The 24,771-nt window shown below is 49.9% G+C and carries 23 protein-coding genes; 5 read left to right on the top strand and 18 right to left on the bottom strand.

Going from position 1 to position 24,771, the window contains the following annotated elements; genetic code table 11:
* Positions 1 to 76: 76 nt before the first annotated feature.
* The 15 genes from aztD to ACI0FR_RS08260 form a co-directional block, all read right to left on the bottom strand.
* Positions 77 to 1,315, bottom strand: coding sequence for a zinc metallochaperone AztD (gene aztD / locus ACI0FR_RS08330; RefSeq protein WP_404908615.1), 1,239 nt, complete (start codon positions 1,313 to 1,315; stop codon positions 77 to 79).
* Positions 1,316 to 1,607: 292 nt separating this feature from the next.
* Positions 1,608 to 3,245, bottom strand: coding sequence for an acyl-CoA synthetase (locus ACI0FR_RS08325; RefSeq protein WP_374831415.1), 1,638 nt, complete (start codon positions 3,243 to 3,245; stop codon positions 1,608 to 1,610).
* Between the two features lie 70 nt (positions 3,246 to 3,315).
* Positions 3,316 to 4,311 carry an MDR family oxidoreductase gene (locus tag ACI0FR_RS08320; RefSeq protein ID WP_404908619.1) on the bottom strand — a complete coding sequence of 332 codons (996 nt, stop codon included), beginning with the start codon at positions 4,309 to 4,311 and terminating at the stop codon, positions 3,316 to 3,318.
* Between the two features lie 30 nt (positions 4,312 to 4,341).
* Positions 4,342 to 4,920: a peroxidase-related enzyme gene (locus ACI0FR_RS08315; RefSeq protein ID WP_374831411.1), complete on the bottom strand. Its 579-nt coding sequence runs from the start codon at positions 4,918 to 4,920 to the stop codon at positions 4,342 to 4,344.
* A gap of 185 nt (positions 4,921 to 5,105) precedes the next feature.
* Positions 5,106 to 6,110 carry a TRAP transporter substrate-binding protein gene (locus ACI0FR_RS08310; protein WP_374831409.1) on the bottom strand — a complete coding sequence of 335 codons (1,005 nt, stop codon included), beginning with the start codon at positions 6,108 to 6,110 and terminating at the stop codon, positions 5,106 to 5,108.
* A 27-nt stretch (positions 6,111 to 6,137) separates the two neighbouring features.
* Positions 6,138 to 7,574: an NAD-dependent succinate-semialdehyde dehydrogenase gene (locus tag ACI0FR_RS08305; RefSeq protein ID WP_374831407.1), complete on the bottom strand. Its 1,437-nt coding sequence runs from the start codon at positions 7,572 to 7,574 to the stop codon at positions 6,138 to 6,140.
* A 42-nt stretch (positions 7,575 to 7,616) separates the two neighbouring features.
* A complete protein-coding gene (locus ACI0FR_RS08300) occupies positions 7,617 to 9,167 on the bottom strand; it encodes an acetolactate synthase large subunit (protein WP_404908665.1) in 1,551 nt (516 codons plus the stop codon).
* Between the two features lie 101 nt (positions 9,168 to 9,268).
* Positions 9,269 to 10,531, bottom strand: coding sequence for a TRAP transporter large permease (locus ACI0FR_RS08295; RefSeq protein ID WP_404908624.1), 1,263 nt, complete (start codon positions 10,529 to 10,531; stop codon positions 9,269 to 9,271).
* Positions 10,528 to 11,079: a TRAP transporter small permease gene (locus ACI0FR_RS08290; RefSeq protein ID WP_374831403.1), complete on the bottom strand. Its 552-nt coding sequence runs from the start codon at positions 11,077 to 11,079 to the stop codon at positions 10,528 to 10,530. Before ACI0FR_RS08290 ends, ACI0FR_RS08295 begins: the two co-directional genes overlap by 4 nt.
* A 53-nt stretch (positions 11,080 to 11,132) precedes the next feature.
* The gene (locus ACI0FR_RS08285) at positions 11,133 to 11,792 is read right to left on the bottom strand and encodes a class II aldolase/adducin family protein (RefSeq protein ID WP_404908627.1); all 660 of its coding nucleotides are present in this window, start codon (positions 11,790 to 11,792) and stop codon (positions 11,133 to 11,135) included.
* A gap of 57 nt (positions 11,793 to 11,849) precedes the next feature.
* Complete coding sequence (locus tag ACI0FR_RS08280) at positions 11,850 to 13,073, bottom strand: CaiB/BaiF CoA transferase family protein (protein WP_404908629.1); 1,224 nt, start codon at positions 13,071 to 13,073, stop codon at positions 11,850 to 11,852.
* A 44-nt stretch (positions 13,074 to 13,117) separates the two neighbouring features.
* On the bottom strand, positions 13,118 to 13,864 hold the full coding sequence (locus tag ACI0FR_RS08275) for a CoA-transferase (protein ID WP_404908632.1): 747 nt from the start codon (positions 13,862 to 13,864) through the stop codon (positions 13,118 to 13,120).
* Positions 13,861 to 14,679, bottom strand: a complete 819-nt coding sequence (locus ACI0FR_RS08270; RefSeq protein ID WP_404908634.1) for a CoA transferase subunit A — start codon at positions 14,677 to 14,679, stop codon at positions 13,861 to 13,863. Before ACI0FR_RS08270 ends, ACI0FR_RS08275 begins: the two co-directional genes overlap by 4 nt.
* A gap of 4 nt (positions 14,680 to 14,683) precedes the next feature.
* Positions 14,684 to 15,718 carry a s-methyl-5-thioribose-1-phosphate isomerase gene (locus tag ACI0FR_RS08265; RefSeq protein WP_374831393.1) on the bottom strand — a complete coding sequence of 345 codons (1,035 nt, stop codon included), beginning with the start codon at positions 15,716 to 15,718 and terminating at the stop codon, positions 14,684 to 14,686.
* A 115-nt stretch (positions 15,719 to 15,833) separates the two neighbouring features.
* Positions 15,834 to 16,607 carry a FadR/GntR family transcriptional regulator gene (locus tag ACI0FR_RS08260; protein WP_374831391.1) on the bottom strand — a complete coding sequence of 258 codons (774 nt, stop codon included), beginning with the start codon at positions 16,605 to 16,607 and terminating at the stop codon, positions 15,834 to 15,836.
* A gap of 244 nt (positions 16,608 to 16,851) precedes the next feature.
* Between ACI0FR_RS08260 and mtnK the strand changes: the two genes are divergently transcribed.
* The 3 genes from mtnK (at position 16,852) to ACI0FR_RS08245 (ending at position 19,855) form a co-directional block, all read left to right on the top strand.
* Positions 16,852 to 18,126, top strand: a complete 1,275-nt coding sequence (gene mtnK, locus ACI0FR_RS08255) for an S-methyl-5-thioribose kinase (RefSeq protein WP_404908639.1) — start codon at positions 16,852 to 16,854, stop codon at positions 18,124 to 18,126.
* A 178-nt stretch (positions 18,127 to 18,304) separates the two neighbouring features.
* Positions 18,305 to 18,901 carry a L,D-transpeptidase family protein gene (locus ACI0FR_RS08250; RefSeq protein WP_374831387.1) on the top strand — a complete coding sequence of 199 codons (597 nt, stop codon included), beginning with the start codon at positions 18,305 to 18,307 and terminating at the stop codon, positions 18,899 to 18,901.
* Positions 18,902 to 19,855: a succinylglutamate desuccinylase/aspartoacylase family protein gene (locus tag ACI0FR_RS08245; RefSeq protein ID WP_374831385.1), complete on the top strand. Its 954-nt coding sequence runs from the start codon at positions 18,902 to 18,904 to the stop codon at positions 19,853 to 19,855. It begins immediately after the preceding gene.
* Between the two features lie 36 nt (positions 19,856 to 19,891).
* On the opposite strand, the gene ACI0FR_RS08240 is transcribed toward ACI0FR_RS08245, so the two are convergent.
* The gene (locus ACI0FR_RS08240) at positions 19,892 to 21,037 is read right to left on the bottom strand and encodes a calcium:cation antiporter (protein ID WP_404908643.1); all 1,146 of its coding nucleotides are present in this window, start codon (positions 21,035 to 21,037) and stop codon (positions 19,892 to 19,894) included.
* 563 nt (positions 21,038 to 21,600) lie between these two features.
* Here ACI0FR_RS08240 and ACI0FR_RS08235 point away from each other — a divergent pair.
* Both ACI0FR_RS08235 and bioB read left to right on the top strand, forming a co-directional pair.
* A complete protein-coding gene (locus ACI0FR_RS08235; protein ID WP_374831381.1) occupies positions 21,601 to 22,122 on the top strand; it encodes a biotin transporter BioY in 522 nt (173 codons plus the stop codon).
* A complete protein-coding gene (gene bioB / locus ACI0FR_RS08230; protein ID WP_374831379.1) occupies positions 22,119 to 23,096 on the top strand; it encodes a biotin synthase BioB in 978 nt (325 codons plus the stop codon). Before ACI0FR_RS08235 ends, bioB begins: the two co-directional genes overlap by 4 nt.
* A gap of 51 nt (positions 23,097 to 23,147) precedes the next feature.
* Here the strand turns inward: bioB and ACI0FR_RS08225 are convergent, their stop codons facing one another.
* On the bottom strand, positions 23,148 to 24,503 hold the full coding sequence (locus tag ACI0FR_RS08225) for a type II toxin-antitoxin system HipA family toxin (RefSeq protein WP_404908647.1): 1,356 nt from the start codon (positions 24,501 to 24,503) through the stop codon (positions 23,148 to 23,150).
* Complete coding sequence (locus tag ACI0FR_RS08220) at positions 24,503 to 24,757, bottom strand: helix-turn-helix domain-containing protein (RefSeq protein ID WP_374831375.1); 255 nt, start codon at positions 24,755 to 24,757, stop codon at positions 24,503 to 24,505. Before ACI0FR_RS08220 ends, ACI0FR_RS08225 begins: the two co-directional genes overlap by 1 nt.
* Positions 24,758 to 24,771 lie beyond the last annotated feature (14 nt).

Here is a 24,771-nt window from a genome sequence, read left to right as displayed (position 1 = left end):
CCCCGATAAACGGGGGCCAATCGGCTGCTCTCAACATAAAATCAGATATGATGAGCGCAGGCTATAAATCGTCACATCAATGCGATGCGCCGGAACCGCCCACTGCCACGATAGAAAAGGGCATGCCTGCCACGGCAATAGTGCGCGTTTCTTTCAAGCTTTCCGGATCAACCACCCGCACCAAGGAATGACGCGGATCGGTGATGGCAATTTCACCATCGGCCACTGCCAGACGCGGACGCGGATCGCGCCAATGACCATCTTTACTGTATGGCTCAGTTACTTTGGCGGAGCGGGCAATCTCACCCTTCAACACATCCAGCACATGCAAATTGCCGTCTTCGGTCAAAATATAAGCATTTTTCGGATTGGCGGGATCAAGGATAAAATCCACACGGCGCGTTGGCAGTTCCACCAAACGATAAGGATTTGCATCTTCCGGATCAATCAGCACCAATTTGTCCTCACCATAATTGCCGAGGAAAAATTGCATGCTCTTGCCACCCAGCAATGTGCCGGTATAGCCTTCCGGAAAGTCTTTCGGATAGGTCAGCATCTGTAATTTCGGTGCATCCGAGCCATTTGGCTTGGCAATCAGCACACCTTCTTTACAGCCAAAAGCGGCCAGACGGGCAGACATGGCTTCACCATGCAAATCGGTGCATGTTTCCACGCCGCCAACCTGTTGGTTATTTTCATCCAAGATACGTAAACCCACACGTGGCGGCAAGGCATCCGGCTTGGTTTCAATTTCCGTATTTGGCACCGACATTAAAACATGGCGTCCCATTGTTACTGCCACGCCGTGATGGGGTTTCAATGTATCCAGTTCCCGCACATCCGCTTTGTCTTCCAGCAATGCGGCTTCATTGATGATCTCGGCTTTGCCGCCACGATCATAAAACAAAATCGCATGATCACCATGCGGAACCACATGGAACGGGCGCTTGCCTTCAAATGTCACGCCCGACAATCTGACATCGGAAACATCGAGATCGCGATGGTCGCCATGATCGGAAAATTTAATGCCGGATTGAATGACATTGACGAAATCATCGTCGGATTGAGTGGCATAAATAATCTGCCCTGAAGCACTTGCCGTCAGGCTGGCAGGGCCTTTGGTTTCAAAACTACCAAGCTCTTTACCAGTGCTGAAATCAATCGCACGGACAACCGGCTTAGTATGATCAGCAATGAACAAACGCCATGCTTCATTACTGTCATGGCTCTCATGTGCGAGCGCATGGGGCGCTGCAAAAACAAAAACGGATGCAGCTGCTGCCAGCAGATGTTTGCGGATAAGGGGCACGCCCATATGCGGGTTCTCCATAATTAACTGTCACTGGCCATCAATGACCAAAATTTAAAATCGATACGTGCTAACATTACATATTGAGCGATAAAAGGAGCCTCCAGACACGATCTCTCAATCGCACAGGCATTATGAAATGCCTGTGCACTCATCTGCACATAATGTTATTACGTTACATTCAACAACGTTACAATATTACATCGTGCTTTGTTGTCAAGGCAGAATTGCACCCACAAAACCGAAAAAGCTTGAGCATAAAAGCTCGGGCTTCAAATCAATCTACAATTGGTTTCGTTTATTTCTGTGCAATAAAAGAGCGTAGCTGGAATTTTTGAATTTTTCCGGTCGAAGTTTTGGGAATTTCCATAAAGAAAATCTCTTTCGGCCGTTTAAACGGTGCCAGCAATTCTGCCATATGGCTCAAAAGCTCGGCCTCCGTCACGGTCACACCCGCCTTCAACTCGACAAAGGCCACCGGCACTTCGCCCCATTTCTCATGCGGTTTTGCCACCACGCCACAAAGGCTGATTGCGGGATGCTTATAAAGTGCCTCTTCTACTTCCACGGAAGAAATATTCTCGCCACCGGAGATAATAATATCTTTCGAGCGGTCTTTCAGCTGCACATAGCCATCCTTATGCATCACGCCCAGATCACCGGTATGATACCAGCCGCCTTTGAAAGCTTCTTGTGTGGCTTTGGGATTTTTCAAATAGCCCTTCATCACCACATTGCCGCGTAACATGATCTCGCCCAATGTTTCACCATCTGCGGGAACAACTTCCATCGTTTCCGGATCACGTACTGACAAAGCATCCAGCACCGGCGAGCGCACACCTTGGCGTGCTTTCAGGCTGGCACGTTCGGATGAGGTCAGATGGTCCCAATCTGCATGCCATTCATTGACAACACTTGGACCATAGGTTTCGGTCAGACCATAAATATGGGTGACGTTAAAGCCTGCTTCCGCCATACGCGTCAGCACGGTTTCGGGTGGTGGGGCAGCAGCCGTGTTGAAAATAACCGTATGGTCGAAATTTGTGCGTTCCTCATCTTTGGCACTGATGAGAATGGACATCACCACCGGAGCGCCGCATAAATGCGTTACTTTATATTTGGCGATCGCTTCATAAATCACTTTTGCCCGCACCCAACGCAAACAAATATGTGTGCCTGCCTGCAAAGCTATCGTCCACGGAAACGACCAGCCATTGCAATGGAACATCGGCAATGTCCAGAGATAAACCGGATGGCGGGGCATATTGGTGTTGAGCGTATTGCCGAAACACATCAATGCTGCACCACGATGATGATAGACAACGCCTTTCGGGTCGCCGGTGGTGCCGGAACTGTAATTTAACGACAGCGCATCCCATTCATCATCCGGCTGCAACCAGATAAAATCCGGATCGCCTGCCCGGACAAAAGCCTCATAATCAAGCGTACCGATTTTAGCCCCTTTGGGCTGCGGCGCATCAGACGGATATTCACCATCATCATAGTCAATCACAATCGGCTTAGTCTTTGCCAAAGACAGCGCTTTAGCGGTGACATCGGCAAATTCACGGTCAACTATGAGAATTTTTGTTTCCGCATGATCAAGCTGAAAGGCAATGGAAGCGGCATCAAGTCTGGTATTGATTGCGTGCAGCACCGCCTTTGCCATTGGCACCCCATAATGTGCCTCAAGCATCGGCGGCGTGTTGGAGAGCATGACCGAAACCGTGTCGCCCTTGCCAAGCCCTTGATGATGCAAGGCAGCAGCTAACTGTTTGCAGCGTTTCCAAAAATCACGATAACTGTGTCTGGTATTGCCATGCACCACAGCGAGCTGATCCGGAAAGGTCATTGCCGCCCGTTCCAGATAGCCGATCGGGCTCAGCGGCTGATAATTGGCAGCACATCTATCCAAGTTCATTTCAAACGCGTTCATTCATACTCTCCCCTGGGCCCTCCCCAGGCCCGCACAAGCCATGCTCGGGCATCATATTGATGATTATAAACTAACCATCAATTTTGATCACCACACGTCCTTGCGTTTTTCCGGCCAAAATATCATCAGCCAAACGCGGTAAGGCAGACATCGGCTCAACCGTTGTCATATCAGCCAAGAGCTTATGATCGAGACTTTCCGCCAACAGTTTCCAAGCGCGTTCGCGCTTATTGGTGGGAGCCATCACGGAATCCACGCCCAAAAGCGCGACATTGCGCAAGATATGCGGCAGAACCGTTGCCGGTAAATCCGCGCCACCTGCAAGCCCGCAAGCAGCAACGCCGCCGCCATAAACAGTCTGTGCCAGCACATTGGCAAGAGTTGTGGAGCCAACAGAATCCACCGCACCGCCCCAACGCTCTTTCTGCAACGGACCTGCTTTTTCTGATAGAGACGCGCGGTCAACAAAAGAAGAAGCGCCAAGTTTGCTCAAATAATCATGAGTTTCAGGGCGCCCTGTTGAAGCGGTAACATTATAGCCACGGGCTGCCAGAAGTGCGACCGATACCGAGCCCACGCCACCGGCGGCACCGGTAACCAGTACTTCACGGCCGTGCCTTTCAATCATGCCCCAATCTTCCAGCGCATTGACGCAAAGGGCCGCGGTATAACCGGCGGTGCCGATTGCCATCGCCTGTTCCGGTGTGAAAGCATCCGGCAGACGGGTCAGATGTTCCGGTTTGATGCGCTGAAACTTAGAATAACCGCCCCATTCGGTTTCCGACAGACCCCAGCCATTGACCACCACACGATCACCGGCTTTCCACAGGTCGGAGCGGCTTTCCACCACGGTTCCGGCCAGATCAATACCACCAACCATAGGCAGACGACGTGCAATGCGTCCCTTGCCGGAAATTGCCAAACCATCCTTATAATTGAGGCTGGAATGAGAAATTTCCACCAGCACATCGTGATCGGGCAGGTCGTTAAGGCTCAATGTTTTGATGTGAGCACGAGGCTTGCCATCAACATCCTCAATGACCATCGCATTGAATGAATTTGTCATATCGTACTCTTCCGTCTTGATGTTACAGGCTTATTTCTGGACACGGCCAAGCATGTAAAATTCGTCATTCGGGCGCATGCTGGTGACATTGGCAATGCGGTTTGACATACCGAAAAACGCAGTAATCGCGGTGATGTCCCAGATATCTTCTTCCGTGAAGCCATGTGATTTCAAAACATCGAAATCATCTTCACCAACTTCATAAGCACGTGCCGACACTTTTGATGCAAATTCGAGCATCGCTTTTTGGCGCGGTGTAATATCGGCTTTGCGGAAATTAAGCGCAACCTGATCGGCGATCAGCGGATTTTTAGCGCGGATACGCAAAATTGCACCATGCGCAACCACGCAATATTGGCACTGATTGACGGTGCTGGTGGCAACCACAATCATCTCACGTTCGGCAATGGTAAGATTGCCCGGTTTTTCCATTAAAGCATCATGATAGGCCATGAAAGCTCTGAATTCATCAGGGCGGTGCGCCAGCACTAAAAACACATTTGGAATAAAGCCGGATTTATCGCTTACATCTTTGATGCGGGCAGCAATATCTTCCGGCAGATCTTTTAAATCAGGCACAGGAAAGCGGCTGATAGGCTTATCAGTCATAACAGGCTCCATTCATAGCACTCTTATAGGCTTAAACAATCAGCTTTTGCGGGTGATAACCCCACCCGCAAAACTGGGGTTTATCTTGACGCATGTCTTTGTCCCATCGAAGCAGGAACAGAAATCAATCCAGTGAACTGATTTCCCTGCGCAGACGGTATCCACTTTTGGAAGACATGCTCTATTCACTTATTCTTCTCGGCATATTGGCGTTTGCCTTCCTGTACCGCTTCATAAAGCGTAGTGGCGGCAGCAGGCAGGTCTTTCAGAAGATCGGAATGCGTGTCGCCAACCTTGTCAGCCCAGACTTTTTGCTGTTCTTCGGTCAGCGGCACATATTTACCGCCATCCGCTTCAAACTTGCTGACTTGCGCTTTTTCATCATCATCCTGACGTTGGCGCATTTCATCGGTTGAAGGCATCGAGCTTTTCAACAGCGCCTGAATTTCAGCAGGCAAGCTGTCATAAAACCGCTTGTTGACGAAAAAAATCTGCTCATGATGATATTGATGGGTCTCTGTATAGGTTTTGGCAAACTGCGCCGCAGGGGTGGTGACATAGAATGTAAATGGCAAATCGCCGCCTTCAACCATGCCCTGTTCCAAACCGGTGAAGAAATCCGGCAATGAAAGCTGAACACCGTTTACACCAACATTTTGCCAAAAGGCACGAGCAGATGCGGCTGGCGGAATGCGGAAACGCTGCCCTGCTATATCATCCGGTGTCGAGCAAGTGCTTTTACAAAACATATGCGACCAACCAGCATCACCAAGGCCAATAACAACGAGCCCGTTTTCCTCAAAGATTTTTTCCAAAGCCGGACGCACGACATTGTCGGTTGCCCAACGGCGCTGTGCATCATTATCCCACAGATAAGGTAACGACAGAACCGCCGCCGGAGGAATGGAAACTGCAGAACCGGCAAGACCGGTGGTACCGATTTCCAGACGCCCACGGATAACCTGCTGGGTCATTTCCTGATCATTGGCAACCAACTGATATTTAATCTGATATTCTTCACCGGCTTTTTCGTTGAAATTGGTGATGAATGTCTGGATGATCCCTTCCATCATCGAACCCGGACGCAGCGAGCCTGCAATGCGCATGCTCTCCGCAGCCTGGACGGTGCCGCTGAACGACACCGTGGCAGCAAGTGCCGAAAATACGGCCAGAGTTGTTAGTTTTTTCATTCAAGTCCCTCCCGAACTATGATGGTTTTATTCAAATTGCGTGATGAATTTGGTGTTCAGATAGCCGTCGAAAGCCTCCGTTCCGCCTTCGCTGCCATAGCCGCTGTCTTTAATGCCGCCGAATGGTGTTTCCGGCAGTGCAAGGCCTAAATGATTGATGGTCACCATGCCGCTTTCCAAACCATCCGACACTTGTGTCACTGTCTTGCTGGATTGGGTAAACACATAAGACGCCAGACCAAAAGGCAGGCTGTTGGCACGGCGCAGCACATCATCGGTATCATTAAACGATGTGACGGCTGCAATCGGCCCAAACGGCTCTTCGGTCATCAAACGTGAATCTTCCGGCGGGTTAAACACTACAGTCGGCGCATAAAAATGCCCGCGATTGCCGATACGCTCACCGCCGCACATAATCTTGGAACCATTGCCGCGTGCTTCTTGCACAAAACCGTCAATCGCTTCCAGTCGGCGCGCATTGACCAGTGGCCCCATCTGGCTGTCCACATCCAGACCATTACCGACTTTTACATTGGCAATATTGGCGCTGAAGCGTTCCAAAAACTGCTCCTGCACTTTTTCATGCACGTAAAAGCGTGTTGGCGAAACACAAACCTGACCGGCATTTCTGACTTTTGAAGCAGCCATAATATCGGCAGCGCGTTCCACATCCGCATCAGGGAAAATCAGCACCGGCGCATGGCCGCCAAGTTCCATCGTCGAGCGTTTCATATGGAGAGATGCTAATGAGGCCAGTTGCTTGCCAACCGGCACCGAACCGGTGAAACTGACTTTTGCGGTGATTGGCGAGGCAATCAGATAGCTGGAAATTTCGGATGGCACACCCCAGACCAGATTGAGACAGCCATCCGGCAGGCCTGCATCTTGCATGGCGCGCGCCAGTGCCACAACCGCACTTGGCGTTTCTTCAGGGCCTTTGAGAATAAGCGTACAGCCGGAACCAATCGCTGCCGCAATTTTGCGGATCGCCTGATTAGCCGGAAAGTTCCACGGGGTGAAGGCGACACAAACGCCGATCGGCTCACGCACAACAAGCTGACGCACATTTTCAGTTCTTGCCGGAATAACACGGCCATAAATGCGGCGGCCTTCTTCGGCATGCCAATCAAGCAAATCGGCACAAGCCATGATCTCGCCGCGCGCTTCCACAAACGGCTTGCCCTGATCGAGCGTCATGTTGCGGGCAATTTCATCCGCGCGTTCGCGGATCAGATCACCGGCACGGCGCATGATTTTGGAGCGTTCCATCGGCGAGCTTTTCTTCCAGCTACGAAATGCTTTTTGTGCAGCCTCCAAGGCCGCATCCAGATCATCGCGGGTGGCATGCGGCAAACGGGCCAGCACCTGCTCATCGGCAGGGTTGAAAACATCTTCACCCTTGCGGCCTCCTTCTTCACCAATCCATCGGCCATTGATCAGAAGTTGCAGTTTTTCAGAATACATTTTCATCTCCACTCAATTTCAAGAGCATTTCCATGCAAAAAATCAGATAAAGGCTTCGATCAAGAACGGGCCTTTGCGCGAGCAAGCATAAGAAAACAGATCGGCAAATTCTTCAGCTGTGGTCGCACGTGCACCTTCCACTCCCATGCCTTTGCCAAGGCTCACCCAATCCAGTGTCGGGTTGACCAAATCCAGCATATGGGTGGCATTGCGTCCGGCAACCCCTGCTCCGACATTTTTCAATTCATGATGCAAGATCGCATAACGCTGATTGGCAAAAATAACGGTGACAATATCCAGCTCTTCACGCGCATGCGACCACAGTGCTTGTAGCGTATACATACCGCTGCCATCAGCCTGCAAAGCCACCACTTTACGATCTGGGCAGGCAATCGCCGCACCGGTTGCCAATGGCAGGCCGATACCAATCGCTCCACCGGTCAATTGCAGAAAATCATGCGCCGCAGATGAATGGGTGAAATTGAAAAAATCACGCCCAGAACTAATGGATTCATCCACCACAATGGCATTTTCCGGCATCAACGCCCCAATCACGGTGGCGATTTTGTTGGAGTTCAAATGGCCGGTCGGCAAGATTGCGGTTTCACGTTTGTTGAGCGTCACCGGTGCATTTACCGGAATGCCTAACTCATCAGCCAGCCATTGCAGCGCATGGATCAGATCACACCCATTGCTGGCATATGGAATAACCGTTGCTTCCGGTTTCAAAAATGTGCTCGGCTTGCCCGGATAGGCAAAAAACGCCACCGGTTCTTTCGCACCGATCAAGATCATCTGCTCAACATCGGCCAGATCTGCAGTCGCATCTTCGGCTCGATATTTGACGCGGTCAATCGCCACACGCCCTGCACCGCGCTGCATACGACCGTTGGATTGTTGGGCGAGAATGCGCGCACCTGTACTTTCAGCAATGCGGCCTGCAATGGCTAACCCTTCTTCGCGCAGCGCCATGCCCGAAAGCAGCAACATTGTGCGCTTGCCGTTGCGAATTGCAGTTGCTGCTTCACGCACGGCTTCTTCGCCCACTTGTTGGGGGGAACGTTTTTGTCTTGGCGTGATCTTCGTATTTTGCACTTCATTCCAAGCCGTATCGGCTGGCAGAATAAGTGTTGCAATTTGTCCCGGCTTGCTACTCGCCGCTTCAATCGCATCGCTTGCATCATTAATCACATCATCGGCGGATTTGGTGGTGCGCAGCCATGCGGAAACAGGTTTGGCAATGCCTTCAATGTCGCTTGTCAGCGGTGCGTCATATTGCAAATGATAGGTGGCATGATCGCCGACAATATTGACCATCGGCGTAAAAGCACGCCGCGCATTGTGCAAATTCGCAATACCATTGCCAAGGCCGGAGCCTAAATGAAGCAGTGTTGCCGCCGGCTTATCGGCCATGCGGGCATAGCCGTCTGCCGCGCCGGTCACCACGCCTTCAAACAGGCCGAGAACACAGCGCATTTCCGGTTTACGGTCGAGAGCTGCCACAAAATGCATTTCCGATGTGCCCGGATTGGCAAAACAGACATCAATTTCATGCGCAAGCAATGTGTCGCAAAGGGCGTCAGCACCGTTCATTTTCATCTTATGTCCTAACTTACCAAGGCAGATATTTCTTCTGGTTTGATGACATGCCGCAATATTTTCGCGGCATGTCTGATTGTTAAAATCCGTACCAATTAAGGGATAAACATGAACACGATTTGCGGCACGAAAGTGGTGATCAATAGCGGGATCAGCATCAAGAGCACGAATGGCCAAACCCCGCGCACAATGGTCGCAAAGCTTTCTTTAAAGACACTCATCGCCACGAAAAGGTTCATACCAACCGGCGGGGTGATATAGCCGATTTCAAGGTTGACGGTGGTGATCACACCCACATGCACAGGATCAAAACCTTGTGCTTCCATCAATGGCAGCAACAATGGCGACAAGATCAGGATAGCCGAACCCACATCCATGAAACAACCTGCAATGAGCAAAATGATGTTCATGGTGATACCGGCGGAAACCGGATTGGTAATCCACTGGCTAAGCCACTCGACCAGCATTTTCGGAATGCCTTCATAGTCGAGAATGGTGTTGAAACTACCGGCAATCGCCAACAGCGGGAGCAAGGTTCCAAACAAGCGCACAGACTCGCCCAACATAGCGGAAAAGTCTTTCATAGTCAGATCACGATAGACCAGACCTTCAACCGCCAATGCGTATACGAGCGAAACAACAGCAGCTTCTGTTGCGGTGAAATAACCGGTATAAATACCGCCGAGCAACAAAATTGGCAGGAAAATTGCAGGACCGCCACGACGCAAGGCCGTCAGCAAACGTCCGAACGAGAACTTTCCGCGTGCTTTGATCGGCGCCACAATCACACAATAAACCACGAAGAAAATTGTCATCAACAGACCCGGTCCGATGCCGCCCATGAACAATTTTACAATCGAAGTATCGGTGATAATGCCATAAAGCATCATCGGAATGGATGGCGGAATGAGAATGCCCAATGTGCCGCCCGAACACAAAAGCCCCAAGGCCAGATATTTGGAATAGCCTTCACGCAGCAATGCCGGATACATGATCGAGCCGATAGCTGCGAGCGTCACGATGGACGAACCGGAAATCGCTGCAAAAACCGCACAAGCCAGAATGGTTGCAACCGCCAGACCACCACGAATATTGGCGGTCAGTTCAATCATAATATCGATGAGGCGCTGTGCAATCACACCGCGGCTCATAATATTACCGGCCAAAATAAACATCGGAATTGGCAACAACACGTCACGGTCGACGGTGAACCACAAATCCTGAATGAAGAATTCAACAGAGGAATTGCGCGCCACAAACTGGTGAACACACATCACCGCAAAGGCCAGCACCAGCACCATCGGCTGACGCAACACTACAAGTGCGAGACTGCCCGCTGTAATCAAAAATCCGGTCATATATCACCCCCACCATCTCGTGGACGCAGAGCCGGAGACACAACAAACATCAGGAATTTGATCGCTGCAAAACCAAAGGCAAAAATCAGCACGCTCTGGATAGTCCAGATATTGACGGGTAGCGTCATGTCGCGTTCGCCAATGGAATAGGTACTGTAGATGAAGAGATAACTTGCATAAGCAAGGCCGAAGCACAAAAGACAGGACAGAAAATCGGCCAAACGGGCAGTAAAAGCATCGAATTTTTCCGGCACCAATTTATCCAGCACTGTCGGGCGCAAATGGCCGCCATGCGAAACCACATAGGAAAAGCCCATGATACCGGCAACTGCCATGCAGTAAACGGCCACGCGCTGCGCACCAAAAACCCCTTGCCCCAGCACTTCGCGGCCGAAAATATCAACCACTAGCGCCACAGTGCCAAGGATAAAAAAGACGTAACAAACAATCGTCTCGATTTTGACAATCAGATTATACAAGCAACGCAATGCAGGAGAAACTGGCCTGCCCGCCTCGCTCATTGATGATAGATTTTCTGTTTTTTCCATCGCTCAATCTCAAATTTTTGCGGAAAAATATATTGACGTATATTGATCGCGGCTCACATTTTGCGTGGTTGTTGTCCGTAGTTACGGAATTTTTGCAAAACAGTAGTGATCTCTTCGTCGCTTAAAACCGGCGGTTCACCAAACGGCAGGCAAAGCAGATATTGCGTTGCCAGTTCTTCTACTGTCACTGCCAATGCCAAAGCACGGGCAATCGAAACATGCCCCGCCAGCACACCATGATGTGCCATCAAGCAGGCACGGCGGTCTTCCATCGCGATAAGAAGTTCATCTGCCAAGTCTTGCGTACCAAAAGTGGCATAGCCGGAGCAGCGGATATCTTTGCCGCCAGCTGCTGCAATCATATAATGAATGGCAGGAATAGATTTTCCCATCACCGACAAAGCGGAGGCATGGGTGGAATGGGTGTGAACCAGAGCATTGAGATCGGCGCGCGCTTGTAAAACGTCACGATGAAAACGCCATTCGCTGCTTGGCAGAATGTCTCCTTCAAAATTCCCCTCCCAGTCCAGCTGCACAATATGTTCAGGTTTTAGCTGATCATAAGGAATACCGGTGGGCGAAATCAGCAAACCATTGCCATTGCGCACACTGATATTGCCTGACGTTCCCCGATTGATGCCGAGCTTGTTCATATTGCAACAAGCATCAATCAGTTCTTGTCTGAGTGCTTTCTCCTCCGGCGAAAATGACATTTTCGCACCCCCTTTTGTGTCTGTGTTTGAAACGCGCTTAAACTCCCGTGGCACGCCTCAGCTGATGATTTCGCGTGGCAAAACAGCTGCATAGTCCTCAATATCCAGCCCTGCTTGCGCCAGCAATTCATCCGTATGTTCGGCAAATGATGGTGGTTTCATCCGGTAGCTTGCCGGTGTGCGTGACAGTTTCACCGGACTGCCCGTGCCGCGATAATCCTCAATATCAACGATCATACCGCGTGCATGCGTGTGCGGATCATTGACCACTTCATCAATGCTGCGCACCGCTCCGCATGGCACGCCTGATGTCACCAAAGTTTCGGCAATCACCGCGCATTCGTGGGAGCCAAGTGCTGCTTCCAGTTCCACTTTCAGCGCATCACGATTTTTATTACGCTCGGCATTGTTTGCAAAACGTGGGTCATCCGCCACATGCGCAATATTTAAAATTTTGCATAAGTTCACGAATTGGCGATTATTGCCGACAGCCAAAAACAAAGCGCCGGTTTTGGTGGCATAAGTGTCGTAAGGCGAAATATTGGGATGCGCATTGCCAGAAGGCTTTGCCACTTTACCATTGAGATAAAAATTCGGCAGATGCGGATGCAGCAATGAAACGCCGCAATCATAAAGAGCGGCTTCAACAAACTGCCCTTTGCCGCTTGTGTTACGCTCTTGCAGTGCCAGCAAAACGCCGATTGCAGCATTCAAGCCCGTCACCATATCCACCACCGGCAGACCAACACGCAAAGGTTCGCCGCCACGCTCGCCATTCACACTCATAATACCGCTGAGCGCCTGAATGGCCGCATCATAGCCCGGACGTCCGCCATAAGGGCCATCCGCTCCAAAGCCGGAAACACGGCAATGCACCAAACGCGGGAAGCGTTGAGTCAACATCTCCTGCCCGATGCCCCATTTTTCCAATGTGCCGGTTTTGAAATTTTCAACGAACACATCGGCGGTTTCAAGCATGTGCAGAAGCAGTTCGCGTCCCGCTTCTTGCGAAAAATCAACCGACATGCCTTTTTTGTTGCGGTTCAGCCCCAAAAAATAACTGGCTGCATCGCCCAAAAACGGAGGCCCCCAACCACGGGTTTCATCCCCCTGCGGTGGCTCGATTTTAATCACTTCCGCGCCATGATCGGCCAAAATTTGTGTGCAGTAAGGCGCACCCAAAACACGGCTGACATCAATCACACGCAAACCTGCCAACGCACCCTGCACCGGATTTTCATGTTGGCTTTGGCCTTGGCTTTGATTCTCCGAATTGGTCATTATGCCCCCTCACACTTCTTTAAAAAATCGCCGAACTGAAACTGCTACTGAAGATCAGCCGCCATCAGTTCTGCAAATTGCGGATAGGTTTCTGCCAGCTCCTCCAGCACCTCCCCGCGTAACAATTTCAAAGTCTCAGCATCCGGATCAGGCGTTGCGCCCAAATCATCGGCGATATCAAAGGTAAAACCGGTCGCGTCACGGATATCATCCAGTGTCTGCCCCGGATGAATGCTTTTCAGCACAAAGCGCGCTTTATCTTTGTCAAAATGAAACAAGGCACGGCTGGTCAACAGCGCATACGGCCCGCCATGACGCTCGACATTCGGTTCGGATGTTCCGGGCGCACTGATGAAATCCACTTTCTCTACCAGCACGCGCGGACTATGTTCCTCCCGAAACAAAATAACGCGCGGCACCTGAAAATAAAGAAAGCTGGAGCCGAAGGAACCTGGCCAGCGCACTTTGCTCTGCGGATAATCGCCCACACCCACCAGATTAATATTGCCTTGGCCGTCGATCTGTCCACCGCCTAAGAAAAACGCATCAATGCGCCCTTGTGCTGCACAATCAAACAGTTCCACACTACCATTGGTGAAGAAATTATGTTTGACAGAACCAAGGATGGAAATACGAACCGGCGCATTGCCAGCTGCCTTTTCACGCGCACGCAACAGCATTGATGCTGCCGCCGGAATTGGCGATGAAGCCCCCACCGCCACATGGCGCACGCCTTGCAGCAATCCGGCAATGGTAACAATCAGACGCTCACGTTCAGTTACAGGTTTCATGAACATGCCTCCTGCATCCAAGCCGCACTTGCTAGATATTCAGCAAAACCTTCTTGCGTTTGCGCAGCCTTGGCATATTTTGCGATTTCCTCACTGTCGGCAGGATATTCACCCCAGACACCATAAGGTGTGGCGCCACCGGCCACATGAGCAATAGCATCCACATAGAGCGACGGCAAAACGCCTGCTGCCATTACTTCATCATCGAGCAGATTATCGTCTGTGATTTTTTCAACCGTAATCAGCGTGTGTTTGGCTGCATAAGCCATCGTCGCCAATTCACGCCGCCGCCCAATCCAGACATTGCCGAATTTGTCAGCCAATGGCGCATGAAACAGCGCATATTCCGGCTGAATGGCAGGGATCAGCACAATCGGATCATCTTCGCCGAAAGGATTGTCGATTAACTTCCAATCAGCGCGATTATTGAACACATCAGAACCGATAAGGCCACGGATCGGCAAAAACGGCACGCCTTTTTGCGCGGCGATCAATCCGGCATGAATGGCCGGACATGTGGCATCCACCAGCCTGATCGAGCCCTGCTTGACCGCGCGGTTGAAACAGGGCGCACCGCCTGCTTCACCAAGGCTGACCGCACTGGTTTCCACACAAGCAACCAAACCTGCACCTACCAGCATATCCACCTGCATGCCGCCGGTCGGCACACAGATAAGATGCAAACCACCGATCTTTTGGCGGATGATCTCGGCAGTTCCCGCCATCGAAACACCGGCATAATCCACTGGCACCGCCAGCTTCGTGCCTGACGGGATACGCGCAATCAGTTCTGACAGTTCGAGACGCTCTGTCATAGTTTTATCCCTCATCCGCGCTGTAAAAATCGGCGAGATCAAAAGCTGAAAAAATACCGCGACTGGTAACAACACCCGACACTAAATGCGGCGGCGTCACGTCAAAAGCCGGATACCAGCCTTTGGCCAATGGTGAAGCGGTGCGCTGACCTAGGCAATGCAAGCTTTCCTGCGGGTCGCGATCTTCCATCGGCACATCGGCAGCCGTTTTGGCGGATTTATCCGGTGTCTGCACCATCGCAAAATAGGGCAGACCAAAATGATTGGCCGAAAGCGCATGTTGCAAAGTACCAACCTTGTTGATGACATGGCCGGACATCGAAACACGGTCGGCAGCTGTCATCAAACGGCTGATTTTGCCAAGGCTCATCGCATGAGCCCCCATATTATCGGTGATGACAGTCACCTCGATGCCCATTTCGGCCAGACTATGCGCGGTCAAACGAGCGCCTTGCAAATAGGGCCGCGTTTCCGAGCAATAGAACTGAAATTTCTTACCCATCCGCAGCGCTGCCGCAGCGGTTTCAACAATGGTGGATTCTGCCCAGCAATGGGTCAAAACTGCATCACCATCTTCAATCACTCGGCCACCATATTCGCCCAAATTGCGCGCAGTCTGACGTTTGGCCGCCCAAATTTCCTGCACCCGCGCTTCAAAAGCGCTTACGAACCGGTCGCCATCCAGCACCAATGCTTTTGCATCTTTCAAAAGCTGCGCAATGACATGGGCAATGTGATTGTTGGTGGCGCGGGTCGCAACCAAGCGCGCCCCGTCTTTTTGCATGGCGGCCAGACGCTCGTCAGCTGACTTCAATTTTGCAGCTTCACGCGCTGCCAATACCATACCAGCACTTGCTGCATAAAAAGGGCCGCCGCTCTGCGTCACCATTTCCTCAATGGCAACGGCAACATCTTCAACCGTCTTGCAGGTGACGAATGTTGTCTCAAAAGGAAAAACGCGCCGGTCAAGTATACGGACGCAATCCGGCTCAAGCAAAACGCTTTCGCGCATAATGGTAGGCATGGTGATCGTTTGCATAATTTCCTCCAAGCAGGCTCATATCTTTCCCGATATGTTATTTGCCTGCTTGAAAGATATTATCATATCAAAATTTAATAATTGCAATATCTAAATTTTTTTAAGTCGCTCATTGCTATTTGGCAGCCTCGTGACTGGAACGCCAGTCCTGCGCTTCTGCATATTTGACGCGCAAATAATCCATTAATTCAATAAACGCTTCTTCCGCAGCGCGAATATTGCGACTGTAAATTGCCATCAAAATACGCCGATGAAGCCCGCAAATAATCATACGGTCGCGGAATTTAAACATCACCATATTGGCAGGCGGAATCAGCACTTCCAGCAAACCTTGCAGGAAAAAACTATAGACACCATTGCCCGTGGCGGCCGCAATTGCCTGATGAAAACCAACATCGGCGGCGCAAAAATCCACATCGCTGATCGAGGCATCTTCTTGCTGAAGCAACAGTTTTTCCATATTGATCAGGTCTTCATCGGTGCGCCTTTGCACCGCATAAGATAAGCAGATAAGCCCTGTATCGTGGCGAAATTCGGCAATATCGACCAAGGAAAACGAGCCAAGACTGCTAAGCAGCATCATGATACCGACCATGTTTTCGCGTGCCTGCTCAAAGCTTGGACGATTGACAAAAGTGCCGCCCCCCGGCCCCCGCTTGGAGCGTACCAAATGCTGGGCAGCCAAACGTTTCAACACTTCACGGATGGTTGGCCCCGAAACACCATAATGTTCCGCCAGTTCCTCTTCCGTCAGCAAGCGTTCACCGATTTTGAGATCACCGTTCAAGATACTATCGCGGATGTCATCAGCGATCTGGCGCGTGATATTGCGCGGTGTTGTCGTATCCGCAGAATTTTCAACCGTCAGGTCGTTTTTTAAATCACTCATAGCTACCTTCTTCGTTCCCACCGGTGCAGCATGCCGTAATATATTTGATATAACAATAGATATTGACAGCGAATTTCTAAATTGTGATATGATAATTAGACGAATGCGTATATTAATTTGATCTGACGAATGGGAGACTAGTCAGATCAAACACATTTTGCTGCTGTTTGAGAAAACCATTTGGAGGAAACTCAAACACATAAGCAAAATATCTGACAGAACCTCTTCCGGAAACTGAGGCATTATGACGAACGCAGCCAATCAGCTATTGGCGAAAGCTTTTAATGAAGAGACGCTTAAAAGTTACATCGCATCGCAGCCGCATCTTCATCAAATATTTGGCAATGATTTAAGCGATGTGCGCGTTGATGAAATCGGCGACGGCAATTTGAATTTCGTTTTCTTTGTCACCAATAAAATGGCCGCTCTTGCCTTCAAACAAGCGCTGCCTTATTCGCGTATGTCAGGCGGCGCGCGCGCATTAACCTGCGAGCGGCTGGCTTTTGAAACTGCGGCTTTACGCGAATTTGCCCGCCTTGCGCCGGATTATATTCCGCATATCCATCATTTTGATACCGAACAATCTTTGATGGTAATGGAATTTTTATCGCCCCACATCATCATGCGCAAAGGCATGATTGATGGTGTTGAATATCCAAAATTTGCCGATCATATTTCCACCTATCTGGCCAAATGCCTCTATGGCACATCGGATTTTGCACTTGATCCGTCAAAAAAGCGCGAAATGGTGGCCTATTTCGCGCGTAATGTTGAACTGTGCGAAATCACAGAGCGCTTGATCTTCAACGAGCCGTTCACGGCATCCGAAAACAATCGCTGGACAAGCCCGGCTTTGGACGAAACCGTTCACGCTATCCAGAATAATCTGGCGCTGAAACTGCGTGTTGCGGATCTCAAATATAAGTTCCTCACTCGATCAGAAGCTTTGCTCCATGCCGATCTCCATTCCGGCTCCATCATGCTGACGGCTGATGAAACCAAAGTGATTGATCCGGAATTTGCCGTTTTCGGGCCAATGGGTTTTGATATCGGCATTCTGATCGGCAATTTACTGATCAATTATTATGCGCAGGAAGCGTATCAATCAACGGAAAATGACCGCGCCGCCTATCGTCTTGCAGTGCTAAAAATGATTGAAGATATCTGGACAGGATTTAGCCAAAAATTTACAGCCCTTTGGCATGAAGGCCGCACAGGTGGCGCTTATCAAGATGTCGGTTTTGCCCAACCAAATGGTGCAGCCACTGCCGCGCTCAATTCGGTGCTGCATGATTATCTCGACAATCTCTTGCAGGATAGCGTCGGCTATGCCGCAACCGAAATGATCCGCCGCACTATTGGCCGCGCCCATGTCATTGATGTTGATATGATTGAAGATGATGAAAAGCGTGCAGGCATCGAGAAGAAAATCCTGCAATTTGCCACTCAGGTTTTGCAAAGCCCGAAGAAATACGGCTCCATCACCGAATTTTTGGAACTGGCAAAACAGGGTAAATAAGCCGCTCATATCCAAAGTTTAGACGATAGCCTGCTGCATTGAAATTTTACGATCCAGCGGGCTTTTGCCATTTAAAAGCCAGTTTCATTTCACTCTCTCTTATAGATTGGTTTTTTAACCAAAGCATGTAATTGTCAGGTCAATTTATATCAGCCTTAAACCTGTAAGATTTGCACCCATGTCATCAGTTTCAGAAAATAGCTCCACGCTTTCACAGCCGGTTATTGTTGTACGCACCGGACAAGATCCGCAAAACCCGCATATCGGCACATTGTCCATTGGTGATTGGAGCGTGCAATGTGCCACCGGTCGCAATGGCTTGGCTCAGCCTGCTGATAAACGCGAGGGCGACGCCAAAACGCCAATTGGCCGCTATCCGCTGCGTTATGGTTTTTATGACCCGACAGTTTTCAGTGGTGCTTTTCGCAGCTTTGATTTCCCTTTTTTGCCTAAGCCTGAAAATTATCGCTGGAGCGAAGATCCTTCGAGCGAATTTTACAATCAGCTGGTATTTGAAACGGATGAAAGCCAGCCTTCACGCCGTGGCGAAAGGCTGTTTGATATGTTCATTCCAGTGGGCTGGAATGATGCCGTGCCGGTTAAAGGTGCAGGCTCTGCGATTTTTATCCATGCCGCACGCCCTGATTATAGCGGTACTGCCGGTTGTGTGGTTGTGGCACATGAACATCTGGAAGAACTCGCCCGCCGTTTAAAACCAGGCATGATGATCGATATTCAGCCAGCCAATTCAGCAAATAATGAGGCAGGCAACTAAATGCAAAGCAATCTCACATCTATTGAAACGGTCAGTTTTTACGGATTGCATAAAGGTCCGCGCCTGATTGTCACCGGTTCCGTGCATGGCAATGAACCCGCAGGGCCTTTGGCGATTGCACGTCTGATAGAAGAATTTCGCTCCGGCAAACGGCAATTGTTGCATGGTCAGGTGACTTTCGTGCCTGTCGTCAATGCGTTGGCGCGTCATAATAATACCCGCATCGGCGACCGTAATCTCAACCGCAACTTGGCCGAAAGCGCCATCCCGCAAGATAATGAAGACCGTGTCGCCAATGTCTTGTGCCCGCTTTTCCGTGGCGCAGATGTGCTGATTGATCTTCATTCATTCAATTCACAAGGCCATGCTTTTGCACTGATCGGCCCGCATGACAATGATGGTGAACTTGAGCCTTTCAAACATGCAAAGGCTGAAGAAAAGCTGGTCAAATCCTTCGGCCTGCCAATGGTGGCCTATGGCTGGCTTCCCGCCCATGAAAAGGCCTTGGAAATGAAACGCCAAGCAGGTGTATCCGAAGGCTTGGCCTCTTTGCATGGTGTTGGCACTACAGAATATATGCGTTTTTCCGGTGGCTATGCCATTACAGTTGAATGCGGCCAGCATCTTGATCCGCAAGGGCCGCAGGTCGGTTATGATTGTGTCGTTAATGGTATGATGACCCTTGGCATGATAGAAGACACGCAACCCAAAGTTCCCGCTCCGCGCACCTTGGAAATTTGTGATCCGATTTTAAGCCAGCATCCTGATGACCGTTTGGTGAAACATTTTACCGCCGGCGAAGCGGTGAAAGCTGGCGAGATTATCGGCAAGCGCGCCGATGGGCGCGATATTATCATGCCGTATGACGGCGCAATTATTTTCGCGTCACTTTCCGCCGATCCTCATGAGGAGCTTTGTTTCCTCTGCAAAGACAGCGATCGTTTAAAAGAATAATAATAAAAGGCAGCATCAAATGCTGCCTTTGTTGTTTTATGCGCTCAGCAATGTCAGCGTGAAAACCGCAAACAACACCAGATGCAAAAGCCCCTGAATGGCAGTGGTTTTCTGGCCCAGATAGGTGAAAGTGCTTAAAACTAGGGTCATAGCAAAAAGCACAGTTTCAGTGACTGAAATGCCGAAGGTGACGGTTTTTCCGGTCAGAAGACCAATTGCCAAAACTGCCGGAACTGTCAGACCGACTGTCGAAACAAAAGCCCCCAAACAGAGATTAACCGCGCGCTGCGTTTCATTGTTGAGCGCAGCTTTAATCGCGGTGATCGACTCCGGCGTGAAAACAATAATCGCAATCAACAAACCGCCAAGCGCAATCGGCGCCCCACTGGTTGCCACGCCATAATCAATGATGATTGCCAGATATTTGGACAGCAATACAATCGGCACCATGAAAGCCACTAGCTTGATAGCGTGGCCGATGTTTTTGCGCATATCAAGCGGCGCTTTTTCAGCCTGTTCTACTTGAGTGCTTTCAACGCGGGCTATCGACATCGCCCCTTTTGGCGGCTGTTGAAAATGCGTTTTATATTGCCCCATTTGAAAATATAAAAAGCTCGCATAAAGCAATATCGTCAAGCTCGCGATGACAACGGCCTGTATGGCAGAAAAACTGCCTGAATTTTGCGCCAATGTATTGGGCAGCAAAAACGCAATGCCAGCCAGCACAATAATCATCGAAAGATAAGACAGCGAGCCTTGGGCATTATATTCCTGCTCGCCATTGCGCAATGCGCCTGCAAGCAAACAAAGGCCGGTGACCAAATTCATGATGATCATCATCACCGCAAAAATCGAGTCACGCCCGATGGTAGGCGCCTCACCCGGCCCTAAAAGCACCGAGACAATCAAAATCACCTCGATAAAAACAATCGAAAGCGTCAAAATCAGCGTGCCGTAAGGCTCACCCAATCGTTGCGCCAATTCATCCGCTTCATGCACCACACCAAAAGATGCGGCCAAAATGGTGGCGAACAGAATTACAAAACCGATCAGCGCCGTTCCAAGGGGCATTTGTGCGCTCAGCCAATCAGTGCCAAACGCTAAAAACACGGCTACAATACACCAAATTGCGATGAGTTTGAAAGCAGTAACAAGTTGAGGAGAATGTGTTAGCCGGGACATTTTATACAACCACTTTTGGGGTCGTCCCCGCCTGAATTACACGTTTCGGGTCGTCCCGAATGCGGCTTCATAAAAAGCAGTGATCCATTATCTACCAGAGATAATGTTCAATAAACCGAGCAAGGCTCAAGCCTTTATATGCCTATATAGAAAAACGCCGCACATTTCAAACACGGTTTTCAACCATCTAGATGTCCAGCAATGAGCATTACAATTTCTCTTTTCCTTTATGATAAATCCCACTTATCAAGAACTAATAATTATAGATAATAATATTTGAGTCGCTCATTGTTTTGGCCTTGCATCCTAAGTGCTGTGTTTCTTTGAAATTAAAACCATATGAATTGGTGCTGAAATTTCATTTTTCATTTAAAATGGCATCAGCATTAATCAAACGATTACAGATACTTAAATAAATTATCTATAATATAATAAAATCTATAAAAATAATCTATATTTCTATTGCAATTTTAAATTTCACTCCATTATTATAGATAAATCGAATTACTTGGAGATTTTTAATAATGCAGGCAACAGCAAATTCACGGCTTCGGCCATCAAATATGGTCAAAAAAACGGCCCTCGTCATCTGTGGAGCGACGATTATTACAATCGGGGCAAAAATTCAGATCCCGTTTTGGCCGGTGCCTATGACTTTGCACACTTTGGCGGTTTTAACGTTGGCAGTTGCTGTTGGGCCGCGTTTGGGGCTGGCGGCAATGGCCACATATCTTGCAGCCGGCCTTGCCGGGCTGCCTGTTTTTTCCGGATCGCCGGAGAGGGGCATCGGCTTTGCCTATGCAATGGGGCCAACCGGCGGCTATCTGATTGGCTATTTATTGGCTAGCTGGCTCACGCCAACACTTGCCGCCAAAGGTAATCTCCTACGCACAAGCGCTGCCATGTTGAGCGGTCTGGCTGTGACCTATATCTGCGGCCTACTCTGGTTGACAGCATTTGTACCAGCCACCAATCTCCTTTCCATCGGCCTCACACCATTTTTGTTAGGTGATCTGCTTAAAGTGGCATTAGGTGTCGCGCTTCTTTATGGCTTTAAAAACCTCGCCAAGGTGACAAACCCATGATCCGCACCAATTGGACAATGGAAGAAGCGCGTGCCATTCATGCACTGCCCTTCCCCGATCTGATGCACCGCGCGCAAGTAACCCACCGTCAATATTTTGACCCTATCACCATTGAAACAGCAAGTCTGCTCTCGATCAAAACTGGTGGCTGTCCGGAAGATTGCGGTTATTGCTCGCAAAGTGTGCATCACGATACCGGTGTCAAAGCCACCAAGCTGATGGATGTCGATGATGTTTTAAAGGCGGCAAGACGCGCCAAAACATCCGGCGCGCAGCGTTTTTGCATGGGAGCTGCATGGCGAAGCCCCAAAAACCGAGACATGGACAAGCTTTGCGCCATGGTCAAAGGTGTGCGCGAGTTGGGCTTGGAAACCTGCATGACGCTTGGCATGTTATCGCCGGAGCAGGTTGCACAGCTTAAAAGCGCAGGGCTTGATTTCTATAACCATAATATTGATACCTCGCCCGACTATTACCGCGAAATTGCAACCACCCGAACCATGGAAGATCGCTTGCAGACCGTGGAACAGGTGCGCAAAGGCGGCATCAAAGTCTGTTGTGGCGGTATTCTGGGCATGGGTGAAAAGCTGGATGACCGCATCTCCATGCTTGTGACACTCGCCACACTGCCCGCCCATCCCGATAGTGTGCCGATCAATCTCTGGAACGAGATCGACAAAACACCGGTGCAAAAACGCGCGCAACCGGTGGAGCCATTCTCTCTGGTCAGAACCATTGCCTTGGCGCGGATTTTAATGCCGCAAAGCGTGGTGCGCCTATCGGCCGGTCGCACCGGCATGAGCGAAGAATTGCAGGTTTTATGCTTTTTAGCTGGGGCCAATTCCATCTTTGTGGGTGATGTTTTGCTTACAACCGGCAATCCCGCAGCATGGCAGGATCAATCCATGATTGACCGTTTAGGCATGCGTTTTGCACCCGCCAATGCAGCACTTTGTGCAGAAGCGGCTGAATAAACTTTTGCAATCGTGAAAGATTTGTCGCTTTCACGATTGCCCGTTTTTAGATCAAAGTTCTTGGCAATATTGCTCAATCAGCTTTCGCTTCTCAATGGCTGAAGCTTTGACCAATTCATGCAAGCTAAACGGAAAATCATCCGGAAAAACCAGCACTACATTTTCAAATGCCTGATCAAAATGGGCCATGATATAGTCAAACGCATCGCGCACAATGATTTTTGCAAGCCCTGCTTTAGCAATACTTTGCATAAAATGGCGCGGCTGGATTTCATGGCAGAGATAATGCTTATTTTGCCCCACCGACATTGCAAGTTTCATCTGTCGCCGTTCAATTTGCCTCTGCGCCAGATTGGGCAAGACTGTCAAAATATCGTAAAACGGCGTCATTTTAAAACCGCCGCCCGGCAGCATGAAAATGCTGAAATTTTTCGCATGCCCGTCGGTTGCGCCAATCATCCAGAACAGGATTTGCGCAATCATAAAACGCGTTTGATCGCGTTGCGGATTATCACTTGCTTTTAACAAATTGAGCACCTGCACAATGCCAGGCCCGCCATCGGCCTGATATTTAAGGCTCGGCGGGCAAGATAAAGCCTGACACATATCTTCTTGCGGCAAACGCAACAAGCGCTCCCCTCTTCTCACCTCCCCCGCCCTCTTGCTTGAGGCATTTTCCCGCCAAGCGCGATCAAAACGCTCAATCACCAAAGCTTTTGTGCTACCAAAGTGCTGCATTTCCACATTGGCAACCGGCAAGCCGAAAGCTTTAAACAAGCTCATGCAATAAAACTCATTCTCGACACTGTTGTTGAGATTGATGCCATTGGGCAAAGTGCCGATCTGCGTTTTGAAAATATGCGTCGTTGGCGTGGTGCCAAAGGGTTTAAGCCATTGATCCTGATAGCGCAAAAGTGCGGTTTTTTCCTGCGCACCTGCCACCGAAATGCGAAAATCACTGTCGCGCCCCAACCCCAAAGGTGCCAAAGCCAGATTTTTTAAAATCGCTTCGATTTGGCTGTCATCCACCACTTCGCCTTCAATATTGTGCTCAAGGCTGTGATCAGCATCATCATCCAGAAACTGCAAGGCTCCGACACAATCGCGGCCGATTGCTTGTAAAAGCCCATAAGCATCAGCACTGCGCGCGCCGGTTTTTTCAGCTACCAAACGGCGCAAATGCGGTGAATCCGGCAAAAGATTGTCAAAAACCGCACTCACCGCCTCGCCGCGATAAGCATCCTCGCGCAAAGGCAGCGAAAGCGATATCGGGAAACTATTTGGGCGATCAAGCCATGAAACATCATATTGAAACTCAATGGCATTGCTTGGAAATTTGCGTAAAAAACCAACCAGACGATTGTTCAAAAGCACCCGAAGCGGGCGATATTGCGCGCGCCGTGCCATTAAACGAGCCAGTCTTCCAGATCGCTAAGGCTTGTTTGGCTGCGGATGCCGATGCTCATATCGAGATCAAGTACCGCCAAAACGCTTAGCAAATTATCCAGCCGAATGGCGGGATTTCCGCTTTCAAGCAGCGAAATACTCGCCTGACGCAAACCTGTGCGCTCGCCAAGCTCTGCCTGACTGAGCCCCTGCTTTTTGCGGGCGCGGCGAATAAGGTTACCTATCTGTTCCGGACTGCGGGCTAATTGTTTCATCGGTTATTTATACG

Source organism: Paenochrobactrum sp. BZR 201-1 (genome assembly GCF_044987585.2).
In the GTDB taxonomy this organism is placed as follows: Bacteria; Pseudomonadota; Alphaproteobacteria; order Rhizobiales; family Rhizobiaceae; genus Paenochrobactrum; species Paenochrobactrum pullorum.
The sequence above is the reverse complement of the archived record's forward strand: the minus strand, read 5'-3'. Positions and strand labels throughout refer to the sequence as shown.

Excerpts from the sequence above, each read along its gene's own strand:
- ACI0FR_RS08260 (WP_374831391.1), bottom strand. The coding sequence starts at position 16,607 with ATGAGTGATTTAAAAAACGACCTGACGGTTGAAAATTCTGCGGATACG.
- ACI0FR_RS08265 (WP_374831393.1), bottom strand. The coding sequence starts at position 15,718 with ATGCAAACGATCACCATGCCTACCATTATGCGCGAAAGCGTTTTGCTT.
- ACI0FR_RS08305 (WP_374831407.1), bottom strand. The coding sequence starts at position 7,574 with ATGTATTCTGAAAAACTGCAACTTCTGATCAATGGCCGATGGATTGGT.
- ACI0FR_RS08300 (WP_404908665.1), bottom strand. The coding sequence starts at position 9,167 with ATGAACGGTGCTGACGCCCTTTGCGACACATTGCTTGCGCATGAAATT.
- ACI0FR_RS08295 (WP_404908624.1), bottom strand. The coding sequence starts at position 10,531 with ATGACCGGATTTTTGATTACAGCGGGCAGTCTCGCACTTGTAGTGTTG.
- ACI0FR_RS08225 (WP_404908647.1), bottom strand. The coding sequence starts at position 24,503 with ATGGCACGGCGCGCGCAATATCGCCCGCTTCGGGTGCTTTTGAACAAT.
- ACI0FR_RS08220 (WP_374831375.1), bottom strand. The coding sequence starts at position 24,757 with ATGAAACAATTAGCCCGCAGTCCGGAACAGATAGGTAACCTTATTCGC.
- ACI0FR_RS08270 (WP_404908634.1), bottom strand. The coding sequence starts at position 14,679 with ATGACAGAGCGTCTCGAACTGTCAGAACTGATTGCGCGTATCCCGTCA.
- ACI0FR_RS08290 (WP_374831403.1), bottom strand. The coding sequence starts at position 11,079 with ATGGAAAAAACAGAAAATCTATCATCAATGAGCGAGGCGGGCAGGCCA.
- aztD (WP_404908615.1), bottom strand. The coding sequence starts at position 1,315 with ATGGGCGTGCCCCTTATCCGCAAACATCTGCTGGCAGCAGCTGCATCC.
- ACI0FR_RS08250 (WP_374831387.1), top strand. The coding sequence starts at position 18,305 with ATGTCATCAGTTTCAGAAAATAGCTCCACGCTTTCACAGCCGGTTATT.
- ACI0FR_RS08275 (WP_404908632.1), bottom strand. The coding sequence starts at position 13,864 with ATGAAACCTGTAACTGAACGTGAGCGTCTGATTGTTACCATTGCCGGA.
- mtnK (WP_404908639.1), top strand. The coding sequence starts at position 16,852 with ATGACGAACGCAGCCAATCAGCTATTGGCGAAAGCTTTTAATGAAGAG.
- bioB (WP_374831379.1), top strand. The coding sequence starts at position 22,119 with ATGATCCGCACCAATTGGACAATGGAAGAAGCGCGTGCCATTCATGCA.
- ACI0FR_RS08285 (WP_404908627.1), bottom strand. The coding sequence starts at position 11,792 with ATGTCATTTTCGCCGGAGGAGAAAGCACTCAGACAAGAACTGATTGAT.
- ACI0FR_RS08280 (WP_404908629.1), bottom strand. The coding sequence starts at position 13,073 with ATGACCAATTCGGAGAATCAAAGCCAAGGCCAAAGCCAACATGAAAAT.
- ACI0FR_RS08240 (WP_404908643.1), bottom strand. The coding sequence starts at position 21,037 with ATGTCCCGGCTAACACATTCTCCTCAACTTGTTACTGCTTTCAAACTC.
- ACI0FR_RS08245 (WP_374831385.1), top strand. The coding sequence starts at position 18,902 with ATGCAAAGCAATCTCACATCTATTGAAACGGTCAGTTTTTACGGATTG.
- ACI0FR_RS08235 (WP_374831381.1), top strand. The coding sequence starts at position 21,601 with ATGGTCAAAAAAACGGCCCTCGTCATCTGTGGAGCGACGATTATTACA.
- ACI0FR_RS08315 (WP_374831411.1), bottom strand. The coding sequence starts at position 4,920 with ATGACTGATAAGCCTATCAGCCGCTTTCCTGTGCCTGATTTAAAAGAT.
- ACI0FR_RS08320 (WP_404908619.1), bottom strand. The coding sequence starts at position 4,311 with ATGACAAATTCATTCAATGCGATGGTCATTGAGGATGTTGATGGCAAG.
- ACI0FR_RS08310 (WP_374831409.1), bottom strand. The coding sequence starts at position 6,110 with ATGAAAAAACTAACAACTCTGGCCGTATTTTCGGCACTTGCTGCCACG.
- ACI0FR_RS08325 (WP_374831415.1), bottom strand. The coding sequence starts at position 3,245 with ATGAACGCGTTTGAAATGAACTTGGATAGATGTGCTGCCAATTATCAG.